Below are 16,741 nucleotides of genomic sequence, written 5' to 3'. Positions count from 1 at the left end.
GTTAGCGACCCGCCTTAAAGGCGGAACCGCAGGACTTCTGCGGCGCTGACATCGCCGTAGTCTTCGGTTTCAAGCATGCCGTCACCATTGGTGGCAGCGTTGGCCGTGCCTATGACCTGTGCATAGACGTTGGGCGTCAGGCTTTGAACGCCTTCGCCATCACCGTAATTGACAAGAACATCCAGGCGAACGCCACGCGATCCGTCACGATATTGTTCTGGTACATCGGTCCAGGCAAATCCGGACAAGCCACTTGCCTGCCCGCCCATGTCCATAGTGTGCAGGCTCTCGCCAGTCATGGCATCGAGAAATTCAATCCGCGTATCAACGGATGCACGTTCCAATTCGATCGCGCCGTGGATTTCACCGTTGTCATCTGCTCTGGCCAGGTTTCCAGGGATCATCACCGAATGGCCAAGATAATTGACCGATGACGCAACCCGAAACTGCCCCATCTGGTCGGCAATACCCGACATTGTCTCGGACATCTTACTGATCCCAGCAACCGACGAAAACTGCGCCATCTGAGCAATGAAATCCCCGTTGTCCATCGGCGCAAACGGGTCCTGGTTTTGCAACTGGGCCGTCATAAGCTTCAGGAAATCGGTCTGCCCCAATTCCTCTTTTGGTACGGCATTCTTGTCTTGGGTCGTGCTTATTCCAAGTTTGGACAGCAACGCGTTCTGCGCGGCCAAACTTTTGTTATCAACATCCATCTATTCCGCTCCCTTAAGACTTGCCCATGTCCACTGTGCGCAGCATCAGCGTACGCATCGTGGTCAGCACTTCGAGATTGTTTTGATACTGGCGGCTCGCCTCGAGCATATCGACCAGCTCTTCGTTCATGTCGACGGGGGGCATGTAAACAAAGCCCTCCTCATCGGCGAGCGGGTGGCCCGGCTCGTGCACGCGCTGCGCTTCCCGGTCCAGCGCGACAATCTCTTTGACATCCACTGTCGCGCGCTCGGCGTTCCTGATACCGCCCTCAAACGCCGTCTGGAAAACAGGTCGCAAGGGGCGGAACGTTTGCTCTGCGCTACCCGACCGCGTGTTGGCGTTTGCGATATTCGACGCCACTGTGTTCAGCCGCACCATCTGCGCGGCCATCGAACGGCCGGCAATGTCAAAGACGTTCTTGATATCAGCCATTATTCACCTTTAATCGCGGTCATCAGGCCGGAAATCCGGCGGTTGAGAAACGACAGCGTCGTCATGTAGCGCAGCGAATTCTCTGAGAACTCCATTTGCTCGACTGACAGCTCGACAGTATTACCATCCAAGGATGGGTTCAGCGGCACGCGATACTGCACGTCAACGCCCGATGTGCCGGCAAGATTATCTATATGGCGGTCATCATTTTTGCGAATGGGGCTATCCCCGGCCTGACGCGCAAGCTCTCGGTCAAAATCGATGTCTCGCGCCTTGTAGCCCGGCGTGCCGGCATTCGCGATGTTGGAGGCAAGCATATCGTTCCGCTTCTCTCGAAGCGAAAGCGCCGATGCCTGAAAAGCAATATGGTCTTTTATTGCGTTCACCTTATTCGTCCTCGCAGCCTGTGTTCTGGTCCAAGATTTGCAAGTTAGGTGCCAAACCAATGGCGGAGACGAAAATGGTTGAAAAATCTTCAAAGCCCCGGCGTGCGGCACCTAAACCTGGCAGCACAAGCGTATCGGAGGAATCGGGCAAACCGCTTTCAGCGAAAGCCCCAACAGCGCGCAAACCGGAAAACCGGCGCAAGCGTCTCACGATACAAGAACGCATCATGGAACACCTTGCAGAGGTTCCTGCGCTTCTGGCTGTATCTACCCTGTCCCAGATGCTGCGTGACACGGCGCATCTCCCGACACGGTTGGCGATCCAAAGAGCCCGGATCGATGTGCTGCGCGCGCGGACAATCGCCTGCCGCCTTGGCAAGCCGGCAGACAGCGCGATTACGCTCGCCGCCTTGCTGAACCGCAACGCCAAAGTCGAGGTTGCCCCCGTGGAAGCGCCGGTTCCACCCAAGGAAGAAGAGCAGGCGGCACAAACCGCAGCACCAGAGCCAATTTTGTCGCCAGATGCGCAACAGGACATGCGTATCGAACTGACAGAAGCGCATATTCACCAAGGTATTCAATTGCCCAAGGGTGCCATACTTGTGGTGAATGGCGCTATCGGCTTAAGCCTGATCGAGATGGAAGTGGCCAAGCCAGCCATCGAAGACGCGCCCGAAGAAGACGTTTCTGAAGTGGTCGCAGATGGTGCTGAAACCGACCAGAACGAAGACAAAACCGAAGACCTAGATGAACAAAACAAGGCGGATTCCTAACCGGCCGCCTGAACCCGCGCCCGCAGCTTTCACTTTCCACTTGTTCGGAGTTTCAAAATGCCGCTGTCCATGACGTTTCCCCTAACGGCCTCATTACTGCTTTTCGCGGGGTTGGCTGATTGTCAGGCGCTCACCAGGTTCACGCAGGAAAGCTATGACTGCACAATGACCGCTGCGCCGCTGGGCCGGATCGTCTTTACCAAGATGTCAAAGGGCGCCGCCGGCGTGATCGAGGGCGCAAGCCCAGACAAAATCACAATTACTGCGATATCGGATACCCAGATCGACGGTGAATGGGGCGGCGAACTGGTCCAGATTCAACGTGAAAGCGGTCGGGTGCGATTCACGCGCGATGCAATCGTATCATCATATGCCTGCAAAGCGGCTCGGTTTCGCATGTAATCGCGGCGTGGCATTAAACCTTGTGAAGAGATTGTCGTTTCTCTGGTTAATACAGGAGCATAGCTATGGCTGAAATCAAGCCCGACATTCTTTCAGCCGTCAGCCGTGGCGGCAGCGGGATTGAGATCAAGCAACTTGTCACCAGCCTTGTCGCAGCTGAAACAAGCAGCGAACGGTCGCTGAACCAGCGGCGGCTTGATGATACCAGTACGACGATTTCCGCGATGGGCCAGCTGTCGCAGCAAGTCGGCACATTCAAGGATGCGATGGCCGCTGTTGCACAGGCAGCGTCACGTCAGGCGTCATCTTCGACCAGTGCGGTGACCTTCGAGGTATCGAATGCGGCATTGGCCAGTGACGTATCCGCATCCGTAACTGTCGAGCGCCTTGCGTCCGAACAGGTTCTGAGCTTCAGCTTTGATGCGTCAGTGACCCCCACCAGCGAGGTCAACCAAGGCACCGTGTCTTTGAACACAGAGGCAGGGGACAGTGCTAGCAGTTTCACGATCGGCTCCAGCAACAATACACTCAACGATCTGACTGAACAGCTGAACGCGATTGATGGCGTCACTGCGTCGCTGCTGGATACGGGAACAGGCTATGCCTTGATCGTGAAATCAAAGGTAGGCGAAGATAACGCGCTTGATGCTGACTCGATCACTGCGATCAAAACAGCCCTGAACATGACGAGTGATGCGGAGGAGGGCGTCACCGATGCCGACAACAACCCGCTTGGTGCGTCCAGCACGCTGGTAGTAGCGCAAGATGCGCTTTTGCTGGTCGATGGTGTCACTGTCACGCGCAGCGAAAATTCCTTTGATGATCTTTTTGTTGGCCACACGGTCACATTGAACGATGTCGGAACATCAACACTTGCCTCGGCTGATTCCAGCACATCCGTGCAAGAGCGGATCAACAGCTTTCTCACCATCGCAAACGAGCTTAAATCCTATTTGACAGAGGCAACGCAGCGCGGGCTTAACGGTGCTGAACCTGGCCCTTTGGCGGGCGATGTCGCCGCGCAATCAGTTTTGTCGCGGATGCGTAATATTGCCACCCAGCCCATCACCGGCTTTGGCGACGAGCCTATCTATCTCGCCCAGATCGGTATCCAGACGGAACGGGACGGAACGCTGACCTTGAACGCCGAACGGTTCGAACGCGCAATAGCGGAAAACCCCGACATCGTGGATGCGCTCTTCTCCACAAAATACAGCAGTGAAGATCCAAATTTGGAAGTCACCGGCCTCAGCTTTGCGCCTCCAAAGGTTGGATCCTATGCACTGGTCTACGATTCCTCGACATCGCCTGCGACAGCCACGCTGGACGGACTGGCGCTCAGCGTCAGCACCAATGATGACGGATATGTGCTGTTGCGTGCAACTGATGGCGACGCGTATGGCCTACAGATAATCCTTGGGTCCAACGAAAGCCTGACGACAACAGTACGCTATGGCCAAAGCATGGCGGATCAGCTGGAAAGCTATGGCGAAACCCTTCTTGGCGCGACAGGCCTGATCGCGCGGCGCGAAACAGAGCTTTCGGATAATTTGGCAGGCTTTGAAACCAATCTCGAAGATATCGAGACAAAAGCCGCAGCCTTGACCGAACGCTACAACATCCGCTTTGGCCGGATGGAAGCTGTGATCACCAGCCTGAACAAGACCGGCGAATATATGCAAAGCCTGATGGACGCCTGGAACGCGGATAGATAACGGCGTTGCGCCGATATATTATGGTTTAAACTTGGGTCGAGAGACCCGAGCGGAACCCAGATAACATATTGTTTTTAGTATATTTTCAAATGGATTTGGTGCCGCTGAAGGGATTCGAACCCCCGACCCCATCATTACGAATGATGTGCTCTACCAGCTGAGCTACAGCGGCGTATTGGTGGGCCTGATAGCACCCTGAATAGGCGGCGAAAAGCGCTATTTTCCTTCGTCTTGCGGTGCTGTACCTGATTCATCGGGCACAGTTTCGTCCATCGCTGACTGCGCGCCGACGATTAGAGGCAACATCTCTGTGCCGGCGGGCATCGACACTTCGCCAGCGGGTGGCCGTTTCCATGACAGCGTGTCAAACGCGGCACAATTGCCGCAGACAGGGCCCCATTGCGGATGGATATGCTGGCACTTGTCGCAAATCCATTGCGGGCCACGCGGCGCGGTCAGGGCGCGGGTCAGCCAGCCGCGCACCACAGCATCATCCGCACCGACACCCCGTTCGACAGCGGCCATCAGCGCAAGACTGCGCGCGGTCGGATCGGTATCGACCAGATCGGCGATATCGCGGCGCGCTGCAGGAAAATCTTCGGCGGCGATGTGCAGTTCGGCCAACAGCATCTTTGCTTCGGGGTGGTCGGGTGCCGCCTTTGTTAGCGTGGCGAACCGTTTTAGCCGCGCCTGCGGCGTTTCATCCGGCACGATTTCGGCGAAAGCGGCCGCAATATCGGGATGCGGCTGCGCTGTCCAAGTCTTGACCAACACACGCGACGCATACCGTGCATTGCCCTGCGCGATATAACCGCGAGCGGCCATGACAGCGGCAGGGATCAGGTCGGGCGACAGGCGGTTCGCCTCGATCGCGGATTCTCGCGCTTCGATAGGGTTGCCCTCGTCCAGAATGTCGCGTGCCTCTGACAGCGCCAGCACGGCGTCGCGGCGTTTATGAACATCACGCGGCAGGGTGCCAGATTTCAGTTTCGTACCCAGCGTCTGGCGCGCGCCTTTCCAATCGGCCTTGTCTGCCTGCAACCGCAGCAAAACATCCTGCGTTTCGGCATGTTTCGGTTTCAGCGCGAATGCCTTTTGCGCCAGCTGCAGCGCAAGCTCGGTGTCACCGTCTGCAAGTTTCTGCTTCATGATTCCGCGCACCCCGACAAAACGGGTGCGATCATCGGCGAGCAGTTTTTTATAGGTTTCTTCAGCCTTGCGTCGGTCGCCAGCCATTTCGGCGGCCTGCGCGGTCAAAAGGTTCGTCAGTTGTGGCTGATGCAGGTACTTTTCCGCGCGCGCAGCCTTGGTCATGGCCAGGTGCCCTTCGCCGGATGCCAATGCCATCATGCCCTCGGCAAGCGCCTCGTATCCTTTGCGTTCGCGGTTGCGGTCGAAATAGCGTGAAATCGCAGTCTCGTCGCCGTTTAGAAAATGATAGCTTGCAGCCAAAAACGCGAGCAAGCGCAGGCCAAGCCAAACCAGCACAACCAGCGCGACAAGCGCGACCACCATGTCCAGCGTACTGAGTGTGAATTCGATACCCATGACGGCAATCGTCGCACCACCATCGACATCGTAAAGCATCGCAGCGCCATAGGTCAGCGCGGTGACCGTCAGAATGAAAGCGGTGATTTTTATCAATGACCAGATCATCTGTCTCGCTTTCAATTATCACTCAGGGATGTGGCCAGCATGTCAATCGCCGCGACCGCAGCGGCGCGGGCCTCGGCAAGAGCAAGCCAGTCTGACAATTCCGCGCGCGCCACGTCGGGCAGTTGCGCGATTTCGGCCAGCGTGTCGTGCAGCAGACCGCGCCGCAATGCGGCCTGCGCCCGCGACAGCATCGCATCGACATCATCGCCATCACGCGGGTTGACCGATCGGACCTGAAACTGGTTGCGCAAGAAGGCACCAACGCCCGACGCATCCTCGCCCGCGACACCTTCAGCGCGCGCGGTCGTCAGGGCAACGCGGGCATAGTTGGGAAAACTGTCCTGCAAGGCGACAAGGGTCGGCACACCGTCCTGCACAGCCAGCAAGGCGTCGGGAGCAGAGGCGCCCAGCACGTCCTCCAGATTAGCAAGCGCAGCACCGAGGGGCGCGCCGCTTTCGACCCCTACCTGCAACCGTGCAAGCGCAGCACGCCCCGCGGCAGCGCGGGCAGCAGCGGCGGCGTTTTGCTCGATTGCGGCGGCCTCGGCACGGGCAGTGTCAAGTTGGGTTCGTGCCATATCGGTCAATTGCGACAGCTCTGCCCGCAGTGCGGCGACATCCGCTTCGAATTCCGAGGTGTCACCAGCGGCGCCGTCGCCGGTGGATTCCCCGGCTGGCCTGTTCTCAAGCGCGGTAATCCGGTCTTTGAGTATGGCGACTGTCGCAGTTAGATCATCTTGCAGGCCCATAATCTGGACGGCCAGTTCGGCCTGACCGTCGACAAGAGGGGCCAGATCAACGCTTTTCTGTCCATTCAGCTGTTGCTGGATCGCCGCGATGTGGGCGTCTTGCGCGGTCAGCTGGGCCTGCAAATCCATCTGCGCCGTAGAGGTTGTCAGGCTGGCCACGGCAAACCCGACAGCACCAGCGATCAGCCCGCCCACAAACATTGCCAGCACACCGCCACGCGCCTTTGGTGCAGGCGGCACGACAGCGGATTGTGGTGCAGGCTGGGGCTGTTCCATTTCTGACGGCGCATCAGGCGTGATTGAGGCATGATATTCCGGCGGAACCTGATCCGCGCCAGACGGCACGGCCTGCGCCGATTCGACCGGTGCAGCTTCGCCAGCAGAGGCTTTTCGCGGTTTGACAGCGGCACGCGGCCTTTTGGCAGGCTGTTTTACCATTTTCGCCTTTTCCCATCCAATCATGTGCCTAACGCAGTTACAGCTACACTAAACAACCTACCACCTCTCCTCAAGCGAGGGCAGGTCAAAGACCCTGTTCGGCCATCACACGCAACCGTTTCAACGTTGCGGCAATCATCGCGCCCGCATCCGGCGTCGCGGCTACGCTGAGGCTGCGCAGGTTGATCGCGGCAGCAGCATTCTGGACGGCCGTGCTCATCACGACCACATGCACCGGTGCCGCGAACGGTGCCTGCCCTGCAAGGATGGTCGCGGTGCGCGGGGAAAACAAGGGCAAGATCACCGGCGCGCCACCCTGCAGCGCCTCGAACGCCGCATCGCTGAGAGGTTGGGCGACCTGATCGTAGCCGATCACGTCGATGCAACCGATGCCCGCAGCGGCGAGCCTTTCAGAAACGCCACCGCGCGTGTGAACACCATGCAGATGCACCAGCGGCCCATCCGGGCGCCGGCTGATGATCTTGTCGGCAAGGCGCGTAGCATCACCCGGCCCGGCGATGACATCAAAACCGGCCTCGCTGGCCAATTGTGCGGTCTTTTCGCCGACGCACCACGCAGGCAGGCCGCGCGGCAAGGTGGCAGCGCGCGATGCCGCAACACCATGGGCCGAGGTGAGGATCACGCCTTTAACCTGCGTCAAATCAACCGTGATCGGCACCGGCACGATCTGCAAAAGCGGTGACAGGATGGTGCGCAATGGCCCGACCCAACGCGCGGTGATCTCTGCGGCAAAGGCCTCGGCCTGTGGGGCCGGGCGGGTCAGGATCAGCGCTGGAGTCATCGGGATCCCATTGTTTGCAGGCTGGTGCAGTGTTACCTGCGATTAACGAACACGCAACAGGATCAATGCATGGCGCGCGCGCTGACTGTCCTTGGCATCGAAAGCAGCTGTGACGATACCGCTTCAGCGGTCGTGCGCGGCCATGACGTGCTCGCTTCGGTTGTTTATGGCCAGACCGCGCTCCACGCCGATTTCGGCGGGGTCGTACCAGAGGTCGCGGCCCGCGCACATGCCGAAAAGCTGGATCATTGCGTCGAAGACGCTTTGAGCGCTGCGGGCTTGCACCTTGCGGATCTGGACGCCATCGCCGTGACGGCAGGCCCCGGCCTGATTGGCGGGGTGCTGTCCGGTGTGATGTGCGCCAAGGGGCTGGCGGCGGCGACAGGGCTGCCGCTGATCGGCGTGAACCATCTGGCGGGGCATGCCCTGACGCCGCGGCTGACAGATCAGGTGGCCTATCCCTATCTGATGTTGCTGGTGTCGGGAGGGCATTGCCAATTTCTGATCGTCGCAGGACCGGATAAGTACCGCCGCCTTGGCGGCACCATCGACGACGCTCCGGGAGAAGCTTTCGACAAGACCGCCCGCATCCTTGGTCTGTCACAGCCCGGGGGGCCTGCGGTTGAAACCGCAGGAATGGGTGGCGATCCGCGGGCGTTCGATCTGCCGCGACCCTTGCTGAACCAGCCCGGCTGCGACATGTCGTTTTCAGGCCTAAAAACTGCGATGCTGCGGGCGCGCGATGCGGTCGTCGCGGCCAAGGGCGGGCTGACGCGGCAGGATCAGGCGGATCTAAGCGCGTCTTTCCAAGCGGCCATCGCCGATGTGCTGGTCGAGAAAACACGCCGTGCGCTGGCGATCTATCTGGCGATAAAACCCGTAACACCCTGCTTTGCCATCGCGGGCGGGGTCGCGGCGAACCAGGTGATCAGAGGCCGCTTGATGCAGCTTTGCGCTAGTTTAGACACTGATTTCGTCGCACCACCCCTGGCGCTTTGCACAGATAACGCGGCGATGATCGCCTATGCGGGGGCAGAACTTCTGGCCTTTGGCCAGCGTGACGATCTGACCTTGTCAGCCCGCCCGCGCTGGCCCTTGGACAAAACCGCCGCCCCGATGCTGGGATCGGGCAAGAAAGGGGCCAAGGCATGACAATCGGGATCGCAGGCGGCGGGGCCTTTGGGACAGCACTTGGCGTCGCACTGGCACGCGATGGGCGCGATGTGCAGGTTTGGGCGCGGGACGTTGCGGCAGTGGCACAGATGCAGGCCAACCGCGCAAACGCCCGCCTGCCGGGCGTGACATTGCCGGATGAAATCACGATTTCTGCCTTATTAGACCCGCTTTTCGCCTGCGATACCCTGTTGTTGGCGATCCCTGCACAGGCGCTGGTACCGTTTTTGCAGGACCATAGTGCGCGGTTGGCAGGCAAGGTGCTGGTCGCCTGCTGCAAGGGGATCGACCTGCAGCGCATGACCGGCCCCGCCAGCACGATCCGTGATCTGGTGCCGGATGCACAGGCCGCGGTTCTGACCGGCCCCAGCTTTGCTGCTGATATTGCGCGGGGCTTACCCACGGCGCTGACCATCGCTTGCGCGGATGACGCGACGGGTATGATGTTGCAACAGATGTTGTCCACGCCGACCCTGCGGTTGTACCGCACGACCGACATCATCGGCGCGGAACTGGGCGGCGCGTTGAAGAATGTCATGGCGATTGCCGCGGGTGTGACGATCGGGGCCGGCCTTGGCGACAGTGCGCGCGCGGCGCTGATCACACGTGGTTTCGCAGAAATGCAGCGGCTGGTCGGGCAGCTTGGCGGGCAGGCCGACACGCTGCGCGGCTTGTCGGGGCTGGGCGATCTGGTGCTAACCTGCACATCCGAGCAATCGCGCAACTATCGTTTCGGGGTCGCGCTGGGGGCGGGGCAAGCCTTTGACGCGACGACCACCGTCGAAGGCGCCGCAACCGCCCGCGCCCTGCAGCAACTGGCGCTTGATCTGGACATCGACCTGCCGATATGCACGGTTGTCGCTGACCTGACCATGGGTCGAACCGATGTGAAAACCGCGCTGCACGCCTTACTGTCGCGCCCTTTGAAAGAAGAATAGATGCGTTTCGCCCTGCTTGCCAAAGACAAACCCGGTGCTCTGCAAACCCGGCTTGATAACCGCGACGCCCATCTGGCCTATGTCGCCGAGACTGGCGTCGTGGAAATCGCAGGGCCGCTTTTGGATGCCGAGGGGCAGATGTGCGGGTCGCTGATCATCCTAGAGGTGGCCGACCTTGCCACGGCAGAGGCTTGGGCCGCCGCAGACCCCTATGCCAAGGCCGGTCTGTTCGGCGATGTCACGTTGACTGGGTGGAAAAAGGTCATCGGCTGATGGCCTATTGGCTGTTCAAATCCGAACCGGATGTCTGGGGCTGGGATCAACAGACAGCCAAGGGTGCCGTAGGCGAAGAATGGGGCGGCGTACGCAACTATCAGGCGCGCAACAACATGCGCGCAATGAAAACTGGCGATCTGGGGTTCTTTTACCATTCCCGCACCGGTCTGGAGATTGTCGGCATCGTCGAGGTCTGCACCGAAAGCCACCCTGACAGCACCACGGATGATCCCCGTTGGGATTGCGTTGATGTCAGGGCGGTACGGCCCTTCGTCAAACCCGTCAGCCTTGCACAGATCAAGGCTGATCTGCGGCTCAAAGACATGGTTTTGGTCAATAATGCACGGCTGTCCGTGCAGCCGGTCACAGATACCGAATGGAAGACCATTTGCGCCTTGGGTGGCATAGAACCCTGACCTTGCAAAAGCCTGACCACGCAAAAGAGGGCCCGGCAGACGCCGAACCCTCTTTCACCCCGCGTGCTCCCAAGCCACCACACGCAATCAGTTATAAGGTCCGGCCATACTGGCCTTAACGAACTCTACCACAGGTGGAACAGCGCACCAAACGCGATAAGCGCATCATTTGATGTGTATTTTAGCCATAGATGGCTGAATGGCCGGAATATTGTGGAAATATGTCAAGGATGCAGGCGGGACACCTTTGCACCTTCACCGGTCACCCCCGACACCACACAGCCAGAACGCGAAACGCCGCCGCCCCGTGTGAACCGGGACGGCGGCGTCGTGAACATGCACAGCCTGACCTCAGGCGTGCCGTATCAATAGCGGTAATGTTCCGGCTTGAACGGGCCATCGACCGTGACGCCGATGTAATCCGCCTGTTCCTTGCGTAGTTCGGTCAGTTTCACGCCGATCCGTTTCAGGTGCAGACGCGCGACCTTTTCATCCAGCGCCTTGGGCAGGATAAAGACGCCAGGCTGATAGTCTTCGCCCTTGGTCCAGAGTTCAATCTGCGCCAGCACCTGGTTGGTGAACGATGCCGACATCACGAACGACGGGTGGCCGGTCGCGTTGCCAAGGTTCAGCAAACGCCCCTCGGACAACAGGATCAGGCGGTTGCCGGACGGCATCTCGATCATGTCGACCTGTTCTTTGATGTTCGTCCACTTGTGATTTTTCAACGCAGCGACCTGAATTTCGTTATCGAAATGGCCGATATTGCCGACAATCGCCATATCCTTCATCTCGCGCATATGCTCGATCCGGATCACGTCGCGGTTGCCTGTGGTGGTGATGAAAATGTCGGCGCTGTCCAGCACATCCTCAAGCAGAACAACCTCAAACCCGTCCATCGCGGCTTGCAGCGCGCAGATCGGATCAACCTCTGTCACCTTAACACGGGCGCCGGCGCCTTGCAGCGACGCAGCAGAGCCTTTGCCCACATCGCCATACCCGCAAACGACAGCAACCTTGCCGGCCATCATTGTGTCGGTGGCGCGGCGGATCCCATCGACCAGCGATTCCTTGCAGCCGTATTTGTTATCAAATTTCGACTTGGTCACAGAATCGTTCACGTTGATCGCAGGGAAGGGCAGCTGACCTTTCTTGTGCAGGTCATACAGGCGATGCACGCCAGTCGTCGTTTCCTCGGACACGCCTTTGATGGAATCACGGGTTTTAGTGAACCAGCCGGGGCTTTGCGCCATGCGTTTCTTGATCTGCGCCTTGATGACGACTTCTTCTTCAGACTCGGGGACGGGGATGATTTCCTCGCCCGCCTCGGCGCGCGCACCCAGCAGAACGTAAAGCGTCGCATCGCCGCCATCATCAAGGATCATGTTGGCACCTTCGGGAAACTGAAAGGATTTATCCAGATAATCCCAATGCTCTTCCAGCGTCTGGCCCTTGATCGCAAACACCGGCGTGCCACCGGCGGCAATCGCCGCAGCAGCGTGATCCTGCGTGGAAAATATGTTGCAAGACGCCCAGCGCACATCAGCACCCAGCGCGTTCAGCGTTTCGATCAGCACGGCGGTCTGGATTGTCATGTGCAGCGATCCGACGATCCGCGCACCTGCAAGCGGCTTGGCCGCGCCATATTCTTCGCGCAGCGCCATCAGCCCCGGCATTTCGGTTTCTGCGATGTCCAGTTCCTTGCGGCCATAGGCGGCCAGTGCGATATCCTTGACGATGTAATCCTGTGACATGCGGTTTCTCTTTCAGCAAAATTGGGTTGACGGTCCATAGCATCGCGACTGGGTTGCCACAATCCAAAGTCGCGTATTATGCAGAACGCTCAATTTTCAATTAAGGCGCAATGACGATGAAGCAACCAAGAGCTTGGCAAAGGATGCTGTCGGGTCGCAGGCTGGACCTGCTTGACCCAACGCCAATGGATATCGAGATTGGCGACATCGCGCATGGCCTTGCCTTTGTTGCGCGCTGGAACGGGCAGACCAAGGGTGATTTCGCCTATACGGTGGCTGAACATTCGCTGTTGGTGACGGATATATTCATCAACCAAAACCCAAAAGCGCCGGTGCGCTGGCATCTGGCGGCATTGCTGCATGACGCGCCCGAATATGTGATCGGCGACATGATCAGCCCGGTCAAAGCAGCAGTCGGGCCAGGTTACGGCGCGCTGGACGATCGGTTGACCGCCGCAATCCACCAAAGGTTCGGTTTGCCTGCGCAATTGCCAGTGCAGATCAAGCGACAGATCAAGAAGGCCGATAAACTGTCCGCCTGGCTGGAAGCCGTGCAAATTGCCGGTTTCTCGCGCCCCGAGGCGGACAGGTTCTTTGGCAAGCAAGACGCGGCATTGTTGGATCGTTTCGCGATCCGCCTGCGTCCGCCCATGGCTGTGCGCGACGAGTACACCCGCCGCTGCCATGATCTGATAAAGGCGATGTGACCAAAAGGGCAGGCAGGCGCGCAACGCTCCCTTAATCAATCTGGATCAAGGTAATTCGACCAACCCTGCGGGATTCGTCGGATGATCATGATCAAACACCTATCGGACCGTCTGAACGCACAGCTTTTGCGGATCAGCCCCGAACAGCTTTGGGTGCGCTACATCTTTGCCGTGACGATAACGCTTGCCCTGCTGGTGACAATGCACAGCGTCAACCAGCAGATCATTGCGCACAGCGCCCCGATCTATGCGGCGGCCGAACTGGAACAATTGCAAAGAAACCAGCGGACGGTCCTCGGGGCGGCCTTGCTTGTGCTGCTTGCAGAGGCGGTGATCATCTTTTATCCCGCATATCTGGCCGTGCAGACCCAGATCCGCGCGCTGCGCGACCAGTCAATGCGCCTGCTCAGCTCCAAGGTGGCATTACAACAGACAAACGTGCGGCTGCTGTACTTGGCCAATCACGACACGCTGACGGGATTGCCGAACCGCGCCAATCTGATCGCCATACTGACAGAACGCATGACCCGCGGCGAAGCGGAAGAGCAGACATTCCTGTTTGTTGGACTGGACGGATTCAAATCCATCAACGATTCCGCTGGCCACGAAAGCGGCGATGACCTGCTGATCGCGGTCGGCCAGGCGCTGCGCACCTGCGTTGACGGCGACCAGATCGTTGCCCGCATCGGTGGCGACGAATTCGCAATAATGACCGATGAAGCCGCCGGACCAATGTTGCGCCGCGTTATGGCGGCGCTCTCTGATCCGTTCGATGTGAAGGGGCGGCGGTTGAAGGTCCAGGCAAGCATCGGTTTTTTAGTTCTTGACCATCACCGGACAGACCCGATGGCTGTACTTGCCGATGCAACCATGGCGCTTCAGGTCGCCAAGAACGAAGGTGGAAATCGGGCACAAGAATTCACCCCTGCGCTGCGCGAGGCCGCAAGACATGCGCAGCAGCTCCAGATGGAAATACCTGACGCGATCCGCAACGGTGAACTCGAACCCTGGTTTCAGCCACAGATCAGGCTGACTGACGGCGCGTTGCACGGTGTCGAAGTACTTGCCAGATGGCGACATCCAACACGTGGCTTGATGACGCCGGATAGGTTTCTGCCGGCAGTTGAACGGGCTGGCATGACCGTCGAAATGGATCTTGCCATCTGGCAGGCCGCAATGGTGCAGGCGATGAAATGGCAGACGATGAATATCTGGGATCCAGTGCTATCGTTGAATGCCGCACCTGCAACCATCGCTGATCCCTACCTGATCGAACGCTTTCTTCTTGTTTTGCGCAATTCAGGACTGCGCCCCGAACAAGTGATCGTCGAGGTGCTGGAAACCACGCTGATCGACGGCACAAGCGGCATGGCAGCAATGAACATCGACAGCCTGTCGGAATGCGGCATTGCGCTTGAACTGGACGATTTCGGCACCGGCTATGCGTCGCTTTGCCGTCTGACGCAATTGCCGCTTTCGGGGATCAAGCTGGACAAATCACTTGTCGCCCCGCTGCCGGATCACGGGGCAGACAGCGTCGTGCGCGCCATTCTTGCGCTGTCGGCGGAACTCGGCCTGCATGTCGTGGCCGAAGGGATTGAGGAAATTCACCAGGCACAGCATCTGCAGGATCGGGGATGCACAATTGGCCAAGGCTATGGTTTCGCCCGCCCTATGCCTGCGCTGGACTTTGAAATGTGGCTGACCCTGCATGCAAGTCAGCCTGTCACGATCTCTGACGACCGGTTGGTTCTGATCAACGAAGCTTGAGCATTCCAGACTTCCTGCGTATCTGGGACAGCGAAACCAGCGGATTGGAACGAAGATGGCGAATTTTCTTTATCACAACGATCTGCCTGATGGGCTGAACCTTGGGCCGGTTGTCGCGATCGATTGCGAAACGATGGGACTGAACCCGCACCGTGACCGGCTGTGCCTGATCCAGATGTCGGGCGGTGACGGCGATTGCCACCTTGTGCAGGTCAGCAAGGGCCAGGCCGGCGCGCCGAACCTTTGCGCGATGCTGACCGACCCCGCCGTGCTGAAGCTGTTTCATTTCGGCCGGTTCGACATTGCCGCGCTGCTGAATGCCTTTGGCGTCGTGACCGCCCCCGTCTATTGCACCAAGATCGCGTCCAAGCTGGTGCGCACCTATACCGATCGGCACGGGCTGAAGGTTCTGTTGCAGGATATGCTGGGGATCGACATTTCTAAGCACCAACAGCAAAGCGATTGGGGCGCACCCAAGCTGACACCCGCGCAACTGGATTACGCCGCGTCCGATGTGTTGTATCTGCACCAGTTAAAGGCGGCTTTCGATGTTCTGCTGCAACGCGAGGATCGGACCGCGGTCGCAAAGGCCTGTTTCGATTTCCTGCCAACACGCGCGGCGCTGGACCTGCACGGCTGGCCCGAAACCGATATATTCACGCATTGATGACCGATCCTGTCCCCTTTCTGGCGACCGCCCGCCGCGTGATCCTGCAAGAGGCGGATGCGCTAACGGCCCTGTCCGCCACCCTTGATGCAAACTTTGCGGATGCCGTCACCCTTTTGCTGAACGCCAAAGGCAGGGTCATCGTGTCGGGCATGGGCAAATCCGGCCATATCGCGCGCAAGATCGCCGCAACCTTTGCCAGCACCGGCACGCCCGCGCATTTCGTCCACCCCGCCGAAGCGAGCCATGGCGATCTGGGCATGATGACGCGGGGCGATGTCGTGTTGGTGCTGTCAAATTCGGGTGAAACACCCGAGCTGGCCGATCTGGTCGCCTATACCCGCCGCTTTGGCATTCCAATGATCGGCGTAGCCAGCCGCGCCGAAAGCACACTGATCCAGCAGGCCGATGTTGGGATCACCCTGCCGCAACTGGGCGAGGCGTGTGGCCGCGGGATCGTGCCAACGATATCCACCACGATGACGCTGGCACTGGGCGATGCGCTGGCCATCGCGCTGATGGAACACCGCGCCTTCACCCCCGAAAACTTCCGCGACTTCCACCCCGGCGGCAAGCTGGGCGCGCAATTGTCCAAGGTCGCCGACCTGATGCACCGCGATGACGCAATCCCGCTGGTGCGCGTGGACACGCCAATGTCGGATGTCCTGCTGGTGATCACCCAGAAAGGATTCGGCGTCGCGGCCGTGCTGGGCGATGATGACAGGCTGGTCGGTATCGTCACCGACGGCGACCTGCGGCGTCACATGCAGGGCCTGCTGGATCACACCGCGGGCGAGGTGATGACCGCAAACCCCACCACCGTTTCGCCTCATGCCCTTGCCGAAGAGGCTGTCAACATCATGAACAGCCGCAAGATCACCTGCCTGTTTGCGCTGGATCCCGCCAACCCCGGCAAGGTCACAGGCATTTTGCATATCCATGACTGCCTGCGGGCTGGTATTGTCTGACC

General features: G+C 59.2%; 18 protein-coding genes and 1 tRNA gene. 11 read left to right on the top strand and 8 right to left on the bottom strand.

The features are described from left to right. Positions 1–14 precede the first annotated feature (14 nt). Genes ACPF9B_RS14025 through flgB form a run of 3 tightly spaced genes read right to left on the bottom strand, consistent with a single transcriptional unit; the run spans position 15 to position 1,535 of the window. Entirely contained in the window at positions 15–716 is a 702-nt protein-coding gene (locus tag ACPF9B_RS14025; protein WP_424178173.1) for a flagellar hook assembly protein FlgD, read from the bottom strand. Positions 717–729: 13 nt separating this feature from the next. After that, positions 730–1,149: a flagellar basal body rod protein FlgC gene (gene flgC / locus ACPF9B_RS14020; protein ID WP_007206234.1), complete on the bottom strand. Its 420-nt coding sequence runs from the start codon at positions 1,147–1,149 to the stop codon at positions 730–732. Further along, the gene (flgB, locus tag ACPF9B_RS14015) at positions 1,149–1,535 is read right to left on the bottom strand and encodes a flagellar basal body rod protein FlgB (protein WP_424178171.1); all 387 of its coding nucleotides are present in this window, start codon (positions 1,533–1,535) and stop codon (positions 1,149–1,151) included. The genes flgC and flgB overlap by 1 nt, the downstream gene beginning before the upstream one ends. On the opposite strand from flgB, the gene ACPF9B_RS14010 reads away from it, so the two are divergent. The 3 genes from ACPF9B_RS14010 (at position 1,499) to fliD (ending at position 4,425) form a co-directional block, all read left to right on the top strand. Beyond that, positions 1,499–2,308: a hypothetical protein gene (locus ACPF9B_RS14010; RefSeq protein WP_424178169.1), complete on the top strand. Its 810-nt coding sequence runs from the start codon at positions 1,499–1,501 to the stop codon at positions 2,306–2,308. The two genes, flgB and ACPF9B_RS14010, sit on opposite strands and share 37 nt — an antisense overlap. A 57-nt stretch (positions 2,309–2,365) precedes the next feature. After that, positions 2,366–2,710 (top strand): hypothetical protein, encoded by a 345-nt coding sequence (locus ACPF9B_RS14005; RefSeq protein WP_424178167.1) that lies wholly within the window; start codon positions 2,366–2,368, stop codon positions 2,708–2,710. Between the two features lie 65 nt (positions 2,711–2,775). Beyond that, positions 2,776–4,425 (top strand): flagellar filament capping protein FliD, encoded by a 1,650-nt coding sequence (gene fliD, locus ACPF9B_RS14000; protein WP_424178165.1) that lies wholly within the window; start codon positions 2,776–2,778, stop codon positions 4,423–4,425. Positions 4,426–4,521: 96 nt separating this feature from the next. Here fliD and ACPF9B_RS13995 read toward each other — a convergent pair. From ACPF9B_RS13995 to ACPF9B_RS13980, 4 genes are all read right to left on the bottom strand, one after another. Continuing rightward, a tRNA-Thr gene (locus tag ACPF9B_RS13995) sits at positions 4,522–4,597 on the bottom strand. A gap of 44 nt (positions 4,598–4,641) precedes the next feature. After that, the gene (locus tag ACPF9B_RS13990) at positions 4,642–6,081 is read right to left on the bottom strand and encodes a heme biosynthesis protein HemY (RefSeq protein ID WP_424178163.1); all 1,440 of its coding nucleotides are present in this window, start codon (positions 6,079–6,081) and stop codon (positions 4,642–4,644) included. A gap of 11 nt (positions 6,082–6,092) precedes the next feature. Beyond that, complete coding sequence (locus ACPF9B_RS13985; protein WP_424178161.1) at positions 6,093–7,268, bottom strand: hypothetical protein; 1,176 nt, start codon at positions 7,266–7,268, stop codon at positions 6,093–6,095. An 85-nt stretch (positions 7,269–7,353) separates the two neighbouring features. Further along, positions 7,354–8,070, bottom strand: a complete 717-nt coding sequence (locus ACPF9B_RS13980) for a uroporphyrinogen-III synthase (protein ID WP_007206241.1) — start codon at positions 8,068–8,070, stop codon at positions 7,354–7,356. 69 nt (positions 8,071–8,139) lie between these two features. On the opposite strand from ACPF9B_RS13980, the gene tsaD reads away from it, so the two are divergent. From tsaD to ACPF9B_RS13960, 4 genes are read left to right on the top strand one after another with little or no spacing between them, the layout of a single operon-like run. After that, on the top strand, positions 8,140–9,222 hold the full coding sequence (gene tsaD, locus ACPF9B_RS13975; RefSeq protein ID WP_424178159.1) for a tRNA (adenosine(37)-N6)-threonylcarbamoyltransferase complex transferase subunit TsaD: 1,083 nt from the start codon (positions 8,140–8,142) through the stop codon (positions 9,220–9,222). After that, on the top strand, positions 9,219–10,181 hold the full coding sequence (locus ACPF9B_RS13970) for an NAD(P)H-dependent glycerol-3-phosphate dehydrogenase (protein WP_424178157.1): 963 nt from the start codon (positions 9,219–9,221) through the stop codon (positions 10,179–10,181). Before tsaD ends, ACPF9B_RS13970 begins: the two co-directional genes overlap by 4 nt. Next, positions 10,182–10,454, top strand: a complete 273-nt coding sequence (locus tag ACPF9B_RS13965; protein ID WP_007206244.1) for a YciI family protein — start codon at positions 10,182–10,184, stop codon at positions 10,452–10,454. Further along, positions 10,454–10,873, top strand: a complete 420-nt coding sequence (locus tag ACPF9B_RS13960; protein ID WP_007206245.1) for an EVE domain-containing protein — start codon at positions 10,454–10,456, stop codon at positions 10,871–10,873. Before ACPF9B_RS13965 ends, ACPF9B_RS13960 begins: the two co-directional genes overlap by 1 nt. 365 nt (positions 10,874–11,238) lie before the next feature. Here the strand turns inward: ACPF9B_RS13960 and ahcY are convergent, their stop codons facing one another. Next, positions 11,239–12,627: an adenosylhomocysteinase gene (gene ahcY / locus ACPF9B_RS13955; protein ID WP_424178154.1), complete on the bottom strand. Its 1,389-nt coding sequence runs from the start codon at positions 12,625–12,627 to the stop codon at positions 11,239–11,241. Positions 12,628–12,737: 110 nt separating this feature from the next. Between ahcY and ACPF9B_RS13950 the strand changes: the two genes are divergently transcribed. The 4 genes from ACPF9B_RS13950 (at position 12,738) to ACPF9B_RS13935 (ending at position 16,739) form a co-directional block, all read left to right on the top strand. Continuing rightward, a complete protein-coding gene (locus tag ACPF9B_RS13950; protein WP_040482950.1) occupies positions 12,738–13,334 on the top strand; it encodes an HD family hydrolase in 597 nt (198 codons plus the stop codon). An 87-nt stretch (positions 13,335–13,421) separates the two neighbouring features. After that, on the top strand, positions 13,422–15,104 hold the full coding sequence (locus ACPF9B_RS13945; RefSeq protein WP_424178151.1) for a putative bifunctional diguanylate cyclase/phosphodiesterase: 1,683 nt from the start codon (positions 13,422–13,424) through the stop codon (positions 15,102–15,104). A 55-nt stretch (positions 15,105–15,159) separates the two neighbouring features. After that, positions 15,160–15,771, top strand: coding sequence for a ribonuclease D (locus ACPF9B_RS13940; RefSeq protein ID WP_007206249.1), 612 nt, complete (start codon positions 15,160–15,162; stop codon positions 15,769–15,771). Next, a complete protein-coding gene (locus ACPF9B_RS13935; RefSeq protein ID WP_424178148.1) occupies positions 15,771–16,739 on the top strand; it encodes a KpsF/GutQ family sugar-phosphate isomerase in 969 nt (322 codons plus the stop codon). The genes ACPF9B_RS13940 and ACPF9B_RS13935 overlap by 1 nt, the downstream gene beginning before the upstream one ends. Positions 16,740–16,741 lie beyond the last annotated feature (2 nt).

The organism is Yoonia sp. TsM2_T14_4 (genome assembly GCF_049602355.1).
Lineage (GTDB): Bacteria > Pseudomonadota > Alphaproteobacteria > Rhodobacterales > Rhodobacteraceae > Yoonia > Yoonia vestfoldensis_A.
This window is presented reverse-complemented; position numbering and strand designations above follow the sequence as displayed.